The sequence below is a fragment of the Nocardia sp. NPDC006630 genome (assembly GCF_040611495.1).
Taxonomy (GTDB): domain Bacteria; phylum Actinomycetota; class Actinomycetes; order Mycobacteriales; family Mycobacteriaceae; genus Nocardia.
In genome coordinates, this window is the sequence record NZ_JBEXOK010000005.1 from 537,204 (window position 1) to 554,458 (window position 17,255).

General features: G+C 67.5%; 17 protein-coding genes. 15 read left to right on the forward strand and 2 right to left on the reverse strand.

Features of this window, described 5'->3' with window-relative positions; genetic code table 11:
• Window positions 1–45 precede the first annotated feature (45 nt).
• On the reverse strand, window positions 46–3,711 hold the full coding sequence (locus tag ABZX86_RS17410) for an AAA family ATPase (protein WP_355124546.1): 3,666 nt from the start codon (window positions 3,709–3,711) through the stop codon (window positions 46–48).
• A gap of 367 nt (window positions 3,712–4,078) precedes the next feature.
• Between ABZX86_RS17410 and infA the strand changes: the two genes are divergently transcribed.
• The 13 genes from infA to ABZX86_RS17475 all read left to right on the forward strand — a co-directional run bounded on the left by infA (window position 4,079) and on the right by ABZX86_RS17475 (window position 14,470).
• Window positions 4,079–4,300 carry a translation initiation factor IF-1 gene (infA, locus tag ABZX86_RS17415; RefSeq protein ID WP_040804562.1) on the forward strand — a complete coding sequence of 74 codons (222 nt, stop codon included), beginning with the start codon at window positions 4,079–4,081 and terminating at the stop codon, window positions 4,298–4,300.
• Window positions 4,301–4,420: 120 nt separating this feature from the next.
• Entirely contained in the window at window positions 4,421–4,534 is a 114-nt protein-coding gene (gene rpmJ, locus ABZX86_RS17420) for a 50S ribosomal protein L36 (protein ID WP_067561702.1), read from the forward strand.
• Between the two features lie 230 nt (window positions 4,535–4,764).
• Complete coding sequence (gene rpsM / locus ABZX86_RS17425; RefSeq protein ID WP_327143782.1) at window positions 4,765–5,136, forward strand: 30S ribosomal protein S13; 372 nt, start codon at window positions 4,765–4,767, stop codon at window positions 5,134–5,136.
• A 9-nt stretch (window positions 5,137–5,145) separates the two neighbouring features.
• Window positions 5,146–5,559, forward strand: a complete 414-nt coding sequence (rpsK, locus tag ABZX86_RS17430; protein ID WP_327143783.1) for a 30S ribosomal protein S11 — start codon at window positions 5,146–5,148, stop codon at window positions 5,557–5,559.
• 25 nt (window positions 5,560–5,584) lie between these two features.
• Complete coding sequence (gene rpsD / locus ABZX86_RS17435) at window positions 5,585–6,190, forward strand: 30S ribosomal protein S4 (RefSeq protein ID WP_327143784.1); 606 nt, start codon at window positions 5,585–5,587, stop codon at window positions 6,188–6,190.
• Window positions 6,191–6,296: 106 nt separating this feature from the next.
• Window positions 6,297–7,355, forward strand: coding sequence for a DNA-directed RNA polymerase subunit alpha (locus tag ABZX86_RS17440; protein WP_297621177.1), 1,059 nt, complete (start codon window positions 6,297–6,299; stop codon window positions 7,353–7,355).
• Between the two features lie 48 nt (window positions 7,356–7,403).
• Window positions 7,404–7,916, forward strand: coding sequence for a 50S ribosomal protein L17 (rplQ, locus tag ABZX86_RS17445; RefSeq protein WP_355124550.1), 513 nt, complete (start codon window positions 7,404–7,406; stop codon window positions 7,914–7,916).
• A gap of 80 nt (window positions 7,917–7,996) precedes the next feature.
• Window positions 7,997–8,848, forward strand: coding sequence for a tRNA pseudouridine(38-40) synthase TruA (gene truA / locus ABZX86_RS17450; protein WP_355124552.1), 852 nt, complete (start codon window positions 7,997–7,999; stop codon window positions 8,846–8,848).
• Window positions 8,849–9,048: 200 nt separating this feature from the next.
• Window positions 9,049–10,014: a helix-turn-helix domain-containing protein gene (locus ABZX86_RS17455; protein WP_355124553.1), complete on the forward strand. Its 966-nt coding sequence runs from the start codon at window positions 9,049–9,051 to the stop codon at window positions 10,012–10,014.
• Between the two features lie 333 nt (window positions 10,015–10,347).
• Window positions 10,348–11,331 carry an AraC family transcriptional regulator gene (locus tag ABZX86_RS17460; protein WP_355124555.1) on the forward strand — a complete coding sequence of 328 codons (984 nt, stop codon included), beginning with the start codon at window positions 10,348–10,350 and terminating at the stop codon, window positions 11,329–11,331.
• A gap of 68 nt (window positions 11,332–11,399) precedes the next feature.
• Window positions 11,400–12,275: a nitrilase-related carbon-nitrogen hydrolase gene (locus tag ABZX86_RS17465; protein ID WP_355124557.1), complete on the forward strand. Its 876-nt coding sequence runs from the start codon at window positions 11,400–11,402 to the stop codon at window positions 12,273–12,275.
• Window positions 12,276–12,416: 141 nt separating this feature from the next.
• Window positions 12,417–13,379 carry an AraC family transcriptional regulator gene (locus ABZX86_RS17470; RefSeq protein WP_355124559.1) on the forward strand — a complete coding sequence of 321 codons (963 nt, stop codon included), beginning with the start codon at window positions 12,417–12,419 and terminating at the stop codon, window positions 13,377–13,379.
• Between the two features lie 113 nt (window positions 13,380–13,492).
• Complete coding sequence (locus ABZX86_RS17475; protein ID WP_355124561.1) at window positions 13,493–14,470, forward strand: nitrilase-related carbon-nitrogen hydrolase; 978 nt, start codon at window positions 13,493–13,495, stop codon at window positions 14,468–14,470.
• 2 nt (window positions 14,471–14,472) lie between these two features.
• On the opposite strand, the gene ABZX86_RS17480 is transcribed toward ABZX86_RS17475, so the two are convergent.
• Window positions 14,473–14,742 (reverse strand): metal-sensitive transcriptional regulator, encoded by a 270-nt coding sequence (locus ABZX86_RS17480; RefSeq protein WP_067561834.1) that lies wholly within the window; start codon window positions 14,740–14,742, stop codon window positions 14,473–14,475.
• A 181-nt stretch (window positions 14,743–14,923) separates the two neighbouring features.
• Between ABZX86_RS17480 and ABZX86_RS17485 the strand changes: the two genes are divergently transcribed.
• Window positions 14,924–15,739 (forward strand): S-methyl-5'-thioadenosine phosphorylase, encoded by an 816-nt coding sequence (locus ABZX86_RS17485; RefSeq protein WP_355124563.1) that lies wholly within the window; start codon window positions 14,924–14,926, stop codon window positions 15,737–15,739.
• Between the two features lie 134 nt (window positions 15,740–15,873).
• On the forward strand, window positions 15,874–17,214 hold the full coding sequence (locus ABZX86_RS17490) for an NAD-dependent epimerase/dehydratase family protein (RefSeq protein ID WP_355124869.1): 1,341 nt from the start codon (window positions 15,874–15,876) through the stop codon (window positions 17,212–17,214).
• The last annotated feature ends 41 nt before the right edge of the window (window positions 17,215–17,255 follow it).

The following is a 17,255-nucleotide window of genomic DNA, read 5'->3' on the forward strand; positions in this document are numbered from 1 at the left end:
ATTGCCGGGTGTTCGGCGCAGGTGGGGTCGGCGAACCTTCCGCTATCAGTCGCGATAGCGGCGATGGTCGACGGCGAATTCGTCGGCGACCGTGGCGGCCAGTTCGACGTACGCCCGCTTGGTTTCCTTCTGCAGGCGGGTCAGGTCGATCTCGGCGCCTTCGCCCAGGTGGGAGTCGTACGGGATGATATGCACTGCGCGGCAACGCGACAGGAAGTAGTCGCGCAGCTGGTTGATGCCGACATTCGGGGCGCCCGGGCGCGGCAGGTTGATCACCACGACGGCATTGCGAACCAGATGGTCGTGGCCGTGCAGTGACAGCCAGTCCAGGGTGGCGGCGGCGCTGCGCGCGCCGTCGATGGCCGAGGACGAGATCAGCACCAGCGAGTGCGCCAGATCCAGCACGCCCGCCATTGCCGAATGCATCAGGCCCGTACCGCAATCGGTGAGGATGATGTTGTAGAAGCGCTGCAGGATGCGCGCCACATTGCGGTACTCGTCCTCGCTGAACGCTTCCGAGGCTGCCGGATCACGTTCGCTCGCAAGCACTTCCAGTCGGCTGGAGGCCTGGGAGGTGTGCCGCCGCACATCCGAGTAGCGCTCGATGCTCGGATCCAGCAGCAGATCCCGCACCGTCGACCGCGTCTGCAACGGCACCCGCTGTGACAGCGTGCCGAAGTCCGGATTGGCGTCCACCGCAATGACCCGGTCGCCGCGAATGGAGGAGAAGATCGACCCCAGCCCCATGGTCGTCGTCGTCTTCCCGACACCGCCCTTCAGCGACAGCACCGCAATTCGGTAATCCCCGCGCACCGGCTGCCGAATCCGGGCCACCAACTCCTGCAGCCGCCGCTCCTCAGCCGACAACCCTGGATTGATAGCCCCACCTGACACATGATGCACAGCCCGCCGCCATCCCGACCCGGGGGATTTCTTCGCCCGCCGCATCGGCACATCATCGAGCGAGGGCCCCTGCCCGCCCAGCCCGTACTGCACAGGCCCTGACGGCGGCGTATACGCCCCCGGCTGCCCGGGTCCGTGCGAACCGGGCAGCCCGGAGCCATAGCCACCCGGCTGCCCATACGTCCCCGGTTGCCCGGACCCGTAGGCCCCGGGCTGTCCCTGGCCGTACGGCCCCGGTTGCTCGGGCGCGCCCCAACCAGCCTGCGCCGCTTGGCCATTGCCTGATTGACCCAGCCCAGCGTCGGCGGGATCAGCCTGGTGCCCATCCTGGCCCGGCCCGCCGAACTCCGGCTTGCCCGGTCGACCGTCCGCCGGCGCGCTGCCACCGCCGGGCCGCACCTCGCCGCTCAGCGCGGGAATGCCGCCGCCGATGGTGGGCGCACTGTGAATATTGTCGCCAGGCCCCGGCTGCAGCCACGAATTCGGCTGTGGGACAGCCTGCCCCGGAGCATTGGGCGCCCCGTTCGTTTCCGGCACCGGGGACGCGATGGGCGCCGCGTCGGACTGTGGCCGCATCGAGGAGGCGCTCGACGAATCAGGTGAAGTGGCCGGAGCCTGCTGTGCCGCCGCACCATTCAGGCTCGAGCCGCCCGGCGCGCCGGTGCCCGGCGCGTACCGGCCCTGCGGCGCTTGGCCGGGCGGGACCTGTCCGGGAGCCGCCTGCCATGGGTTCTGTTGTGGCGCACCGGGGGCCGGCTGCTGCGGCAGGACTTGGTTCCAGACAGGTACGGACGGGCCGGAGGGCGGTTGCGCGCCGACGGGGTTGCCGTGCTGGCCGGGGCCGTGCGGGGCTGCCGGGCCGTGTGCGGCGGGGGCTTGGGAGGGTGGTGACATCCATTGCCAGCGGTCGCCGGAGCCCTGTGGAGCAGGCTGTGGCGGAAGGGAATTGGGGCCGGTGGAGCCGTGTGACTGCGCGCCCCGCGGGCCGTACGGGCCGGGTTGCGCGGGATCTGACGCTGCGAACTGTCCCGGACCGGTTGCGGGGGGCTGCACGGGGTTGGGGGTAGCGGGCTGTTCCGGACGGGGGGTTTTGGCGTGGTGATGGGGAGGGAGCGGTGCGTCCAGTGCCCGGTGGCGTCCGCTGTTGGGCGGCTGTCCCGGGCCCGCGGGCGAATCTGCGGGTGCCGGTGAATTCGGCTGGGCGGGTTTGTGATCCGTGGCGGGTGCGCCGGTGTGGGCCTTGTCGGAGGACTTGGCGTCGGCTGTGCCGAGGGCGCTGTCGCTGCGGGGTGTGGGGGGCTGGCCCGGTGTGCGCGAACCGTTTGCTGCTGGGGCGGCGGGGGCGTCGGTGATGGAGCCGACGCTCGGGTCGTGGAGGGGGTTGTGGGTGGCGCCGTGGGGTGGGGCGGAGGCGTGGTTGGGTGCGGGTTCGGCGCCGTGTGTGGATTCCGCTGTGCCCGAGTGGGTTCTGCGGTCGGGGGTGGCGCCGGGGGCGGGTGTCAGTGGGACTCGGACGGTCAGGTTCGCGGGGTCGGCGGCGGCGCTCGGGACGTGCGGAACGGGGCCGGTCGACGGCGCGAGAATGTCGTCAAGGGGGGTGCCGGGGAGCGGGAACGCCGGGGGCACACCGGTACCGGGGAATTGCTGCGTCGGGGGTGCGGTTGAGCCGGGTCCGGCCTGGTCAAGGGGCCGGGGCGGATCGGCTGGGCCGTGCTGCGGTGGCGGCGGGAGGGTGGGGACACCCGGTGGGGGTGTCAGCGGAGCCGACTGCGGTCCCTGGGCGTGCGCGGGCGGCCCGGGGCGGGCGCCCTGTGGCGGCGCATCAGGGATGCGTGGCTTCGGCGGTGCGGACTCGCGCGGTGCGGGTGCCGGCGCGTCGATGCGGACGGTGGCGCCCGCCGGCTGCTGACCGGCCAGCGGAATCCGTTGCGGTGCATCGGGGATGGGTGGTCGCGAGGCGTCCGGCCCGGGGCCGGGGGGCGCCGGTGGCAGCGGCGTCGAGGGTCGCGGCGGCACGAATGGCGACGGCTGCTGCGCACTCTGCGGTGCGTCGGAGGCAGGCGGGTTGGCGAAGCGCGACCCGGAAGACGGCTGTGCGCCTTCGGCTCCCGGCGGCGGTGGCAGATCCGGGCGCTGAGTGGGCGGCGGCGGCAGATCGGGGCGCGGGCCCGGCGACGGCTGCTTGGGCGCAGATCCGGTGGTGGGGGCGAGGTTCGGCGCGGCGGCGGCGGGCGCGGCGGACTGCGGTCCCGCCGGTGGGATCGCGGGCGCGGGGGGAGTGCTGAAGCGTGACCCGGAATCCGTTGCGGGAGAGGGTGGCAGCAGATCCTGGCGGGTCGTGGGCTGGGCGGGCAGCGGTGCAGTCCCCGGCAGCGGAGTGTGGGGTGCAGCGGTGCCGGACAAAGGAGCACCGGGCAAAGGTGTGCCGGACTGCGGACTCTGGCCGGGCTGGGGGCTCTGCTGAGGTGCGCCGGACTGCGGGCCCGGGCCGGGCTGGGGGCTCTGCGGACGTGTGCCGGATTGCGAGTCCTGATGGCCGTTGGCCGGCGCGCTGAACTGCGGGGCGGGGGGCTGCGGTGAGCGGCTCGGGAGGGGGGTTCGGGGGGACGCGTCCGGGGTGGGGGGTTCGTCGGGGGTGGCGTCCTTGCGGGCTTTGCGGTTGCCGAAGAGGCGGCGGGACGACTTCTTCTCGGGAATGAGGTCGTCGTGGGGCAGGTTCTCGACGGGCGCTTCGTAACCGGCTTGGGAGACGTCGCTTTCGGACAGCCATGGTGGAAGCATGGGGAGGCCGTCGTTGTTGCGGCTCACATCAACCCCCGTGTCTGGAGCAGTCTTGCGGGACAGGCCGTAGTTTAGCGATCTCCCCCGGTGGCGCGCTCGGGCCTCGTCTGCCTCGCACCCCCTGATGCCCCGCGGGAGTGTCCTGGCCCACGCGGAGCAGGCCCTATTTGGCCGCTCCTGCGTGAACGGGTAGGCTAGGTCGGCGGTGCACCTACCTGCTGGCTGTGGCATGTCTCTACTCAGAAACATCCGTTGCTGCCAGCGAGTATGTCACCAGGTCGGCTGCAGTGCACCACTAACACGGTGCGCGAACAATTACACAGGCCGAAAAGACGTTAAAGACGTGATGAGCTCGAACCAACCAGGTTCAGCCTAAAACGGGATCGCGGAGGATATGGCGAAGAAGGAAGGGGCCATCGAGGTCGAGGGCCGGGTTATCGAACCGCTGCCCAATGCGATGTTCCGGATTGAGCTGGAGAACGGTCACAAGGTTCTCGCGCACATCAGTGGCAAGATGCGGCAGCACTACATCCGCATTCTGCCCGAGGATCGCGTCGTCGTGGAGCTGTCGCCCTACGACTTGACCCGCGGTCGGATCGTCTACCGCTACAAGTGATTTCCCTCGGGGGACGCTAGATTTCCGGGGCCATGTGCTCCGGGTCTTCCCCGGCCATTTCCGGCCGGGGAAAAACTGTGTTCACGGCCAGTGAGCACACGGAACCAGATTGGATCTGACGTGAAGGTCAACCCCAGCGTCAAGCCGATCTGCGAGAAGTGCAAGGTGATCCGCCGTCACGGTCGGGTCATGGTGATCTGCGAGAACCTGCGCCACAAGCAGCGTCAGGGCTGATCTCGGTCTAGGCCGGATCACCGGAACTCCGCGAGGAGGGCCGGTCGCTCACCGCCAAGCACCGAACGCAGTTCGGATTTGGCAGTCATAAAGAAGTAACTCCCAGCGCCAGTCGCCGTTGTCGAGCCTTTCGGGGCGGACGGCGGCCTTCCCCCGGTACGGAGGCCGGGGCCCCACTACGAGGGGACGGCCAGGGAGCAGACCTCCGCCACCATTAAGGAAACTGCCACATGGCACGTCTGATGGGCGTTGATCTTCCGCGCGAAAAGCGCATGGAGATCGCGCTGACTTACATCTTCGGCATTGGCCGTACCCGTTCCAAGGAGATCTTGGAAGCGACCGGCGTCAGCGTCGATCTGCGCTCGAAGGATCTCACCGATGAGCAGCTCACGGTTCTCCGTGACTACATCGAACGCTCCGCTCTGAAGGTGGAAGGCGACCTGCGCCGCGAGGTTCAGGCCGACATCCGTCGCAAGATCGAGATCGGCTGCTACCAGGGCCTGCGTCACCGTCGTGGCCTGCCCGTTCGTGGCCAGCGGACCAAGACCAATGCCCGCACGCGCAAGGGTCCGAAGAAGACCGTCGCCGGCAAGAAGAAGTAGGGATAGCGCATGCCTCCGAAGACCCGGACTTCAGGTCCGAAGAAGACTCAGAAGTCGCGTCGCCGGGACAAGAAGAACGTCCCGCACGGCCACGCGCACATCAAGAGCACGTTCAACAACACCATCGTGTCGATCACCGACCCGGCCGGCAACGTCATCTCCTGGGCGTCCTCGGGCCACGTCGGTTTCAAGGGCTCGCGCAAGTCGACCCCGTTCGCCGCGCAGCTTGCCGCCGAGAACGCTGCCCGCAAGGCGCAGGAGCACGGCGTCAAGAAGGTCGATGTCTTCGTGAAGGGCCCGGGTTCGGGCCGCGAGACCGCGATCCGTTCCCTCCAGGCCGCCGGCCTCGAGGTCGGCACGATCTCCGATGTCACCCCGCAGCCGCACAACGGCTGCCGTCCGCCCAAGCGGCGTCGCGTCTAAAGCGGGAAGGAAAAGGTAGAGAACAATGGCTCGTTATACAGGCCCCATCACCCGCAAGTCGCGTCGCCTTCGTGTTGACCTCGTTGGAGGCGACCAGGCGTTCGAGCGTCGTCCTTACCCGCCCGGCCAGCACGGCCGCGCGCGGATCAAGGAATCCGAATACCTCATGCAGCTGCAGGAGAAGCAGAAGGCTCGCTTCTCGTACGGCGTCATGGAGAAGCAGTTCCGCAAGTACTACGAAGAGGCGAACCGCCAGAAGGGCAAGACCGGCGACAACCTGCTGCGTCTGCTCGAGACCCGTCTGGACAACGTCGTGTACCGCGCCGGTCTGGCCCGTACCCGTCGTGCGGCTCGTCAGCTGGTCAGCCACGGCCACTTCATCGTGAACGGCCAGAAGGTCGACGTCCCCAGCTTCCAGGTTTCTCAGTACGACATCATCGATGTCAAGGAGAAGTCGCTGTCGACGCTGCCCTTCCAGGTTGCTCGCGAAACCGTCGGCGATCGCAAGGCTCCGGGTTGGCTGCAGGTCGTTCCCGGCCGTCTTCGCATTCTGGTGCACCAGCTCCCCGAGCGTGCGCAGATCGATGTTCCGCTCCAGGAACAGCTGATCGTCGAGTTCTACTCGAAGTAATGAGGTGCGCGTAAGCGCATCGCTGGTTGCGCCCTGAATTATTCAGGGCGGCAACAGTTTCCAGTCGTGAGCGTCAAATAGCGGACGCTCGAAGGAGGAGAAATCCATGCTGATTTCACAGCGACCGACACTGACCGAAGAGGTTGTGTCCGAGAACCGGTCGCGGTTCACCATCGAACCGCTGGAGCCGGGCTTCGGTTACACCCTCGGCAACTCGCTGCGCCGCACGCTGCTTTCCTCGATCCCGGGTGCTGCTGTCACGAGCATCCGCATCGACGGCGTGCTGCACGAGTTCACCACGGTTCCCGGCGTGAAGGAAGATGTCACCGACATCATCCTGAACCTCAAGGGCCTGGTTGTGTCGTCCGAAGAGGACGAGCCGGTCACCATGTACGTCCGCAAGCAGGGCCCGGGCACCGTCACCGGTGGGGACATCGTTCCCCCGGCCGGCGTGACCGTGCACAACCCGGACATGCAGATCGCGACCCTGAACGATAAGGGCAAGCTGGAGATCGAGCTCGTTGTCGAGCGCGGTCGCGGCTATGTTCCTGCCGTCCAGAACAAGGCGTCGGGTGCGGAAATCGGCCGGATTCCGGTGGATTCGATCTACTCGCCGGTTCTGAAGGTGACCTACAAGGTCGAGGCGACTCGTGTCGAGCAGCGCACCGACTTCGACCGGCTCATCCTGGATGTCGAGACCAAGAACTCGATCTCCGCACGGGATGCGCTGGCGTCGGCGGGTAAGACTCTGGTCGAACTGTTCGGTCTCGCTCGCGAGCTGAACATCGAGGCCGAGGGCATCGAGATCGGCCCGAGCCCGGCCGAGGCGGACCACATCGCCTCGTTCGGTCTGCCGATCGAGGACCTGGATCTGACCGTGCGGTCCTACAACTGCCTCAAGCGCGAGGGTGTTCACACCGTCGGCGAGCTGGTTGCCCGCACCGAGTCCGATCTGCTGGATATCCGTAACTTCGGCCAGAAGTCCATCGACGAGGTCAAGGTCAAGCTGCACTCGCTTGGTCTGTCCCTCAAGGACTCCCCGGCCTCCTTCGATCCGTCCTCCGTCGTCGGTTACGACGCGGCGAGCGGCACCTGGAGCGACAGCGGTTCGTTCAGCGACACCGACAGCGGCGAGCAGGACTACGCCGAGACCGAACAGCTTTAGGCCGTATGGGGCGGGCGCCCCGAACGGTCTTAGACACAGGAGATTCCAATGCCCAAGCCCAAGAAGGGTGCTCGCTTCGGCGGGTCGGCGTCGCACCAGAAGGCGATCTTCGCCAATCTGGCGACGGCGCTCTTCGAGCACGGTCGCATCACGACCACCGAGTCCAAGGCCAAGGCGCTGCGCCCCTACGCCGAGAAGCTTGTCACCAAGGCGAAGGCCGGCACTCTTGCCGACCGTCGCGAGGTGATGAAGGTGATCCGCTCCAAGGACGTCGTGCACGAGCTTTTCGCGAACATCGGACCTGCGTTCGAGGGTCGCGAGGGTGGCTACACCCGGATCATCAAGACCATCCCGCGCAAGGGTGACAATGCTCCGATGGCGATCATCGAGCTGGTCCGCGAGAAGACCGTGACCAACGAGGCCGATCGGGCCCGTCGTGTCGCCGCTTCGCAGCAGGCCGTCGCCGCCGAGGCCCCGGCCGAGGTTGTCGAAGACGCTCCGGCCGAGGTCGTTGCCGACGCTCCGGCCGAGGCTGCTGCCGAGGAGAAGAAGGAAGACTAAGTCTTCCATCGGATTCCATGAGGAAGCCCGCCGTCCCCTCCGGGTCGGCGGGCTTCCCTCATGTTAACCAGGAGATCGCTGTGACCGTGGAGGATCAGACGCCGGAACCGGTTTCGGTTCGGGTACGGCTGGACATCAGCTACGACGGCACCGACTTCACCGGCTGGGCCCGCCAGCCCGGCCTGCGCACCGTGCAGGGCGTGCTGGAGGAGGCGCTGAGCAAGGTGCGGCGCGAGCCCATCGTGCTGACCGTGGCCGGGCGCACCGATGCGGGTGTGCACGCCCAGGGCCAGGTCGCGCATTTCGATACACATGGCGACCTGGACTGCCCGCGGCTGCTGCACCGGCTGGCGCGTTTCTTGCCGAAGGATGTGCGGGTCACCGGGATTCGCCCGGCGCCGCCGGACTTCGACGCGCGGTTCTCGGCCATTCGCCGGCACTACGCCTATCGCCTCACCACCGCCCCGTACGGCGCGGAACCACTGCAGACCCGTCACGTGGTGCCCGCGCGCCCCGGCGTCGATCTGGAGGCCATGCGGGCGGCTTCTCGAAAGCTCTTGGGGCTGCACGATTTCGCGGCCTTCTGCCGCCGCCGCGAAGGCGCCACCACCATTCGCGAACTTCAGCGTTTCGACTGGGAGCGGGAGGGCGATCTGCTCACCGCGTATGTCAGCGCGGACGCCTTCTGCTGGTCCATGGTGCGCAGTCTGGTCGGCGCGGTGCTGGCGGTCGGGGAGGGCCGGCGCACGCCGGAGTGGGTCGGCGGGCTGCTGAACGAGCGCGAGCGTGCCAGCGCCGTCGCGGTCGCGCCCGCGCACGGGCTGAGCCTCATCGCCGTGGACTATCCGGCGGATTCGGATCTTGCCGCTCGCAATATGGCGACCCGCGAAATGCGTACTGTGCCCGATCCCACCGGATGCTGCGGCGACTGACGCGAATTCGCTTATCGTGGAGGGTGATTCGTTGACTCGGACACCTTTCCGGTCGCAGTTGTTCTGCGGTCGCAGAAACCGCTCGTCGTGAATCCTCAAGTCCGCCGTGAGGATTCGTGTTGCAGGTTGCGATCACCGAAAGTTGGACGATGTGAAGGGATTTCGACTTCACGCAGCGCCGATAGTGCGACAATCGGCCAATGACCGGCGGCTCTGAGCCCGCAGTGGTGGAGGTGCAGTCCACACCCGAAGTCTCCGAGAAGGAGACCTTCGAGCAGTGGGAGGCTGCGGTGGCACAGGCCTATGTGCCGCTCGTGGTCACCCCGGTGCGGACGGGGGAGTTCAAGGCCCGCATTGTGCAGTCCCGCTTCGACGATATGGACGTTTCCACCCTGACCGCGAGCGGGCAGCACATCACGCATATTCCGCGGCTGATCCACGAACCGGACGAACCGATTCTGTTCGCCACCGTGACCACACACGGGCACGGCTGGCTGGAGCAGGACGGCCGGGTCGGGGTGATGGCGGACCTCGGGCTCATGCTCTATGTGAGTTCGCGTCCGTTCACCGCCCACTTCGAGCAGACCTGGGGTGTGGTCGCGGTGCAGGTGCCGCTGGCGCAGGTGGTGGGCGCCTCCGGGGTGGCCTCGGATCAATTGCCGACGGCGGTGCGCTTTCCGCCGGAGGGCGCGGCCGGCATTGTCGGCCGATTCTTCTGCGGGCTGGCGCAATTGCAGCAGACCTCGCCGGATCAGGCGGCGGTGCTGGCCCGGCACGGCACCGGACTGCTCGCCTCCGTGGTGCAGTTGGCGGTGGGGGACGCGCCGCACGATGAGCCGGGGCAGGCGCTGACCAAACAGGCTGCGCTGGCATACATCCAGCGACACTTCGCCGACCCGGGGCTCACGGTGGACCATGTGGCGAATGCCTGTGCGGTATCGCGGCGCACGCTGTACCGGCTGTTCGAGAACGGGGAGGACGGGGTGGCCGCCATGCTGCGGCGCACGCGGATCGAGCGCGCGCTCGCGCTTATCCGGACAGATCCGACAAGACCGCTGCTCTCGATCTCGCGCGCCGCGGGATTCGTCTCGGAGCGGCAGTTCTATCGCGCCTTCAAGCGTGAGATGGGTATGACACCAGGGGAATTCCGTACCGTGCACGCGTGATGCGCACGCCGCGAAGCACATTGTGCGCGATGGAGTGTCAAACCCACCTGACGTGAATAGTCAGTGATCTGGCACGAGTGGGCAGTCACGTCGTGGCTAACGATGTGAATACTTGGGGGAGTGCACGTCAGCGCTCCACATCCCTGCGCGTGCCCGTCGTCGATGATGCCGACCGGCCGGGTCATGTGATGCGGAGACGCCGTCCGGTCGTCAGTCGAGCCGCCGACGACCGGGTAGGCGGACTGTCCGGAATACTGCCAACTAGTCCGTTTCGCCTGTTTCAAACGGATGCAAATTCGTTTGCTGGGGCCTTCGGGGTGGGATGATGCTGAAGTGGGTAACGCGGCAACCGCCAGCGCCGCCGAAGTCTGCTCCAGTTCGGACACTTCGGCTCGTCAGGCGTTCGAGCAGTGGGAGGCGATCGTCGGCGATGCCGTGCTGCCCTCGACGATCGAGCCGCTGGCCCAGGGATATTGGCACGGCAAGGTCAGTACCACGCAGTTCGATCGCTCCAGCTTCACGCTCATGTCCGCCAGTGCGCAGCGCCTCTTCCGCACCAGACGTCAGATCGAGCAGGCCAGCGCCGAATTCCTGCTGGTGAACATTGTGGTGAAGGGCGAGAACCGAACCGAGCAGAACGGCCGGATCGCCGACAGTCCCGCCGGCTCCATCGCATTCTTCGACAGCGCGCGCCCGATCGAGAGCCTGACCACCGAGAATTCGGTGTCCGCCATCGTGCGCGCGCCCATGCACCTGGTGCTCGAGCACGCGGGTCTGGTGCGCGACGAACTCCCGATAGCCACGCCGATGCCGACCACGGGTGCGCTCGGTGTGGTGGCCGGCTTCTTCCGCGGCCTGGCCGAACTGCCGCCCGATGAGACGAATCAGGCCGCGACGGTACTGGATTCGGAGATCGCGGGCATGCTCTCCTCCGCGGTGCTGCTGGCGACCGGGCGCACCTCGCCCGCCCCCTCGGATTCGCTGTACACGCGTCAGCAGGTGCTGGCGTACCTGCGCCGCCGGTTCACCGATCCGGAGCTCACCGTGGACGAGGTGGCGCATGCCTGCCTGGTCTCGCGCCGCACCCTGTATCGCCTCTGCGAAGGTTTCGGCGGCCCCGCCGCACTGGTTCGCCGCATGCGGGTCGAGCATGCGCGCAGGCTGCTGCGCGCCGATCTCAACCGGCCGCTCGCGGCCGTCGCCGCGGCTTCCGGATTCGCCACGGACCGGCACTTCTATCGTGCGTTCCGGGAGGAAACCGGGCAGACGCCAGGGCAATTCCGCGCCCAATTGGACCCAGGCACACCAGGTCGGTAGCTCGGCACGGGATGTCGCTGCACGCGGCAGTCGTTCGGCGAAGGGTGATGGCACAGATCATCCCCATCGTGTCGAAGGGAGCCGAGGTGCCGACAAAGGTGCGCGTAGCTGCCGTGCAGGCCGAACCGCGCTGGCTGGACCTGCGCGCGGGGGTTCAGCAGGCCATCGAACTCATCGAGACGGCGGCGGCGGGCGGTGCACAGCTGGTGGCCTTCCCGGAGACCTTCCTACCCGGCTACCCGTGGTGGTTGTGGCTGGATTCGGTCAGCTGGGGTCAGGGATTCTTCGCCCGATACCGGACCAATTCGATGACGGTGGGGCGCACCGAATTCCGGCGCATCGCCGATGCCGCCCGCCGGAATCGGATACACGTGCTGCTGGGCTTCAGTGAGCGCTGTGGCAGCGCGCTGTACATGTCGCAGTGCCTCATCGACGATCGCGGGGTGCTGGCGGGTGTGCGCCGCAAGCCCGAGCTGACGCCGTTGGAGCACCACATCTTTCGCTCCGGCGAGGTGACCGAGCCGTATGTGTTCCGCACCGATATCGGCCGCATCGGCGTGCAGGGCGGTTCGGAGCAACTGCATCTGCCCGCGCGCCAGGAACTGGAACGCACGGGCGCGCAGGTGCATATCGTCTCGTGGCCGGGTTTCATCATCGCGCGGGATGTGGACTGGGGCGTGCGGGTGAACAATGCGGCCACCCTCTGGTACGCGGTGGTGGGCAATCTCAATGTGATCGCCGCCTGCTCGGTGATGGATGTGGCGGGCAGCGAAAGTCGCCGTGGCGGTGCGGAACCCGCCAAACAGCTGGTGCGGGGCCCCGGTGGGCACTCGCGCATTTACGCGCCCGGGGGAGAGGAGCTGGCGGCTCCACTGAGTGGGCACGAGGAGGGCATCCTGTACGCGGATCTCGAACTCGAGCTCAGTTGCGAGTCCGCCGCATAGCGGTGTGCCGATGTGGCGCCGTGGTGGTTCGGCAATACGGGCGATAGTGATTCGCGGCTATTGGCCCGGTGTTCGGGAATCTGACACACTGCCCGGTATTCGGCCGGTCAGCGGCCGCAGATGGTTGTCGAGGGATGGGGAGTGGATAGGTCTGCGGAGGTCAATCGGATCGAGGTGCGATCCGGAGTGGAAGCGTCGGCGGTGGAGGCTTTCGAGCGCTGGGAAGCGCATGTGAGTGCGGCCTATGTGCCACTTGCGGTTTCGCCGACTCCGACCGGACTCTTTCGTGGCCATATCGAGCATGCGCGATATGGCGATCTCGATCTGACGGTGGTCGGATCGACCCCGCAGGTGATACATCGGACGGGTTCGCTGATAGCGCGGACCGAGGACGAGTTCTTGCTCGCGAGTATTCCGCTCGCCGGCACCGCGCGGTTGCATCAGGATGAACGGGTCGCCGAAGTCGGCCCCGGCGGTATCGTGTTCTACGACACTTCCCGGCCCTATCACTGGGAATTCGACCAGGAGTGGGAACAGGTCGTGCTACAGGTTCCGCTGAGCAAGCTCCGCGAGCGATACGGAGTGATCGGTACCGAAGTGCCGACGGCCACCAGCTTTTCCGGCGAAAGTTCGGCCGGAATCGTGGCGCAATTCTTCCGCGGTGTCGCGCGATTGCAGCACACCGATCCGGGCGGCGCGGCGCTGCTCGCCGAGCCCGGGGTGGACCTGCTGGCCGCGGCCGTGGTCGCGGCCTCCGGCGGCGTGGCCAGGGATCAGTCGGCCGATGCCCTGAATCGTCAGCGGGTGCTCGCGTTCATGCGCGACAACTGCGCCGATCCGGATCTCGGAGTTGATCGAATCGCCGAAGGTTGCCGAATGTCGAGGCGTACCTTGTATCGCGTGTTCGGTGAGTTCGAAGGTGGTCCGGGAGCGGTGCTGCGCCGCATGCGAATCGAACGTGCCTGCGAGTTGTTGCGCACCGCACCGCAGTTGCCGCTGTCGGCGGTGGCACGGGATTCGGGTTTCCTCACCGAGCGTAGTTTCTACCGATCCTTCCGCACGGAAATGGGGACAACGCCCGGCGCATTCCGTACATTGGTTTGAACTGTTTATTGGAATGAACATCGCAGTGGCATGGAAGGTCGGTAATCCGGCACATGTTGCCATGGTGCCGTTGTTGGCCATTCGAAAGCATGACCTTCCATGAGGGAAGTCGGATGAGGAATACGGTGCGAGTCGCTGCGGTCCAAGCCGAGCCGAAATGGCTGCGGTTGTCCGAAGGTGTCGAGCATGTCGTTGAACTGATCGGCGCAGCCGCTGCGGGTGGAGCACGTTTGGTGGCATTCCCGGAGACCTTCCTTCCGGGCTATCCGTGGTGGCGCTGGGTGGAATCCAATCAGTGGAACGTCGAGTACTCGACTCGCTGCCGCGAAAATTCGATGATTCGCGAGGGCGCGGAAATGCGCCGAATCACCGCCGCCGCACGGGACTACGGCATCCAGGTGGTGCTCGGATTCGGGGAACGACAGGATCGCCGAATCTATATGTCACAGGCCGTCATAGACGAAATGGGTCAGCTGATTTCGGTTCGGCGAAAAGCCGGACTCAACAGTGTCGAGCGCAAGGTATTCGCTTCCGGCACACCGAATCTCCCGACCGTGCATCACAGTGTCATCGGCAAGGTGGGTGCGCTGACCGGGCAGGAGAATCAGCGCCCGCTGCTCACCCGCGCGCTGCGCGCCGACGAGGAGCAGATCCACGTGGCGGCCTGGCCGGGCGGTCTGAACGGTGAAGCGCCGGGACCGGATTCGAGTGTCACTGTGAGCCGTATGTACGCGCTGGAGGCGGGTGCGTATGTGGTCGCGCCCTGCGTGGTGGTCGCGGATGCGGCCTGGGCGGGCCGGGGCGGCGCCCCGGTCGTCACGCGCAGTGGCCGGGCGCGGATCTACGGGGCCGACGGCACCGATGTCGTCACGCCGCTCGACGAGGGCGCGGAGGGCATTCTGTTCGCGGATCTGGAACTGGACACGACTCGCGCCGGGGATTCGGATCTCACACTGCAGCACCGGGTTCGGAAGGGCGGCCAGCAGGCTCCCCGGGCCGCACGCCCCGGCTCGGCGCGGCGCCTGGGTGCTGAACGCTGGGCCGTGCCGCTCACGCTCGGGCAGTATCCGGGCGATACCGCTGCCTGCTGAGGTCAGGAGCGCACGAGACGCGCGATGGCGTCGGTGGCTTCCTTGATCTTGGCCTCGGCCTCGGGGCCGCCCGCGATGGCCGCGTCGACCACACAGTGGCTGATGTGATCCTCCAGCAGGCCCATGGCGACAGCCTGCAGGGCCTTGGTCATGGCGGAGACCTGGGTCAGGATGTCGATGCAGTACTTTTCCTCTTCGACCATGCGCTGCAGGCCGCGGGACTGGCCCTCGATCCGGCGCAACCGCTTGAGGTAGTCGTCCTTGGCGGTGATGTAGCCGTGCGTCGCGTGGTCGTGTGCCGACGGCTCGGTGTGGTCGAGTGCCGACGGCTCGGCGGTGGTGGTCTCTTCGTTGGTCACCGACGATTTCCTCACTCCCGGCATCAATACCCCCCTAGGGTACAGGTCCGGGCCTGGTAGCACCACTCATACGCCCATGCGCAACAATTGCGGCATGAGTTCGGATCCTCGGGCCACGCTGGCCATTATCGGCGGCAGCGGGTTCTACGACTTCTTCGGTGACGATGCGACCACGGTGGAGGTCGACACCCCCTTCGGCGCGCCGAGCGCGCCCATCACCATCGGCGAGGTGGAGGGGCGTTCGGTGGCCTTCCTGCCGCGACACGGGCGCAAGCACGAGTTCTCGCCGCATACGGTGCCCTACCGGGCCAATATGTGGGCGCTGCGCTCGCTCGGCGTGCGCCGCATCTTCGGGCCCTGTGCGGTCGGCAGCCTGCGCGCCGACTGGGGGCCGGGCACCGTGGCCGTGCCGGATCAGCTGGTCGATCGCACCTCCGGCCGGGATCAGACCTTCTTCGACGCGGGCGGCGTGCACGTCTCCTTTGCCGACCCGTACTGCGCGGAACTGCGCACCGCCGCCATCTCGGCCGCCGGCACCGAACTGCCGCTGAAGGATCACGGCACCATGGTCGTGGTGCAGGGCCCGCGCTTCTCCACGCGCGCCGAGAGCCAGTGGTTCGCCGGGCTGGGCTGGGAGCTGGTCAATATGACCGGGCATCCCGAGGCCGTGCTCGCCCGTGAGCTCGAAATGTGCTACTCCGCAATCGCTCTCGTCACCGATCTGGATGCCGGTGTGGAATCCGGGCACGGGGTCAGCGCCATCGACGTCTTCGCCGAATTCGAGCGGAACCTGGTGCCGTTCAAGGCGCTGGTGCGCCGGGCCGTCGCCGCCGTCGAGGGCGATGACACCTGCGCGGACTGCAGCGTGCACTCCGGCACCGGGGTTCAGCTGCCCTTCGAACTGCCGTAGTTCCGGCCCCTCTGACGTAGGCCCGGTCCGATCTTCCCAGGTCGGACCGGGCCTGCGCATATCTCCCGGGCGCGTATCCGTGCCGGTCGCCTACGCTGGAAGTCATGAGCGAAGGCGGACCGCAGGCCGACCGGATGCGAGTACTGCTGACCGGTGCGGCCGGGTACATCGGCTCCCATGTGCATCGCGCGCTGCTCGCCGCGGGCCATGAGGTCATTGCCGTGGATGCCATGCTCGAAGCCGTGCACGGGCCGAATGTCACTGCGCCCGAGCGGGTTTCCCTCGTAGATATTCGCAATCCGGATGCCTTGGAACCGCTGCTGCGCGGTGTGGACGTGGTCTGCCATCTGGCTGCCGCGGTCCCGGTGCTGGATCTGTCGGTGGCGCGGTCCGGAGCGGGGAGCAGTTCGGCCGGCCGTGCCTCCACGCCGCCCGCCGCTGGGGATAACGAGCCCGCCGGTATCGATTCGGGACCGGTTCGGCCGCTCGGGGGCGACGACGGGCGGCTCGAGTCCGGCCCCGGATCGGAGGGGGCACACGAATTCGGCCACTCCGGTGGGCGCGGGCGGGCGGGTTCCGGGCGGCGCGAGGATGTCGGGCACGGGGCCGGGCCGTGTGTGCGGGCGCCGGTCGGGGAGGCCGGGCACGGGGCCGCGCGGCCGGGGCCGCTGGAGATGCAGCAGGCCGCCCTGTACGCCACGCACAATGACGCGGGGACGGCGATATTGCTCGCGGCCATGGAGCGAGCCGGGGTGCGGCGGCTGGTACTGGCATCGTCGGTGGCCGTGTACGGCGAGGGACGGTATCGGGCGGGCCGGGCCGGGCCGTTCTTCCCCGGATTGCGGCGACGGGCGGATCTGGATCGGGGATTGTTCGATCATCGCGCTCCGCGCACGGGTGATCTGCTGACCTGGGAACCGCTGGGCGAGGATGCGCCGCTGCGGCCCCGGAGCGCTTATGCGGCAAGCAAAGTGGCGCAGGAGCACTATGCGCTGGCGTGGGTCGCGAGCACCGGATCGGCGGCCACGGTGCTGCGGTATCACCATGTGTACGGGGAGTCGGTGGGTGGACGGCGGATACGGTCGGCGGAATCGGCTGTGGCGGCACGGTTTCGAACGGAATTGCTGGCCGGGCGGGCGCCGCAGGTGTTCGAGGACGGCGGGCAGGTAAGGGATTTCGTGCATGTGCGTGATGTCGCCGCCGCCACCGTGGCCGCTGTCGACCGGCGGCTGGCCGGGTTCGTGCCGCTGAATATCGCCTCGGGGCGGCCGCTCACGCTGTGGGAGGTGGCCGCCACCATGTCGAAGGCGCTGAACGGTCCGTCGCCCATCGTGACCGGGCACTATCGGATCACCGATATCCGGCATCTGGTCGCCGACCCCGAACGCGCCCGCCGCGCACTGGATTTCACTGCCAGGACCACCCCTGCCGCCGGCCTTGCCGCCTACGCCGCCAACTCCGCCGACAGTCACTGAAGCCAACACCCCACAGCCGAACCGCGCCTCGCGGTCACCGC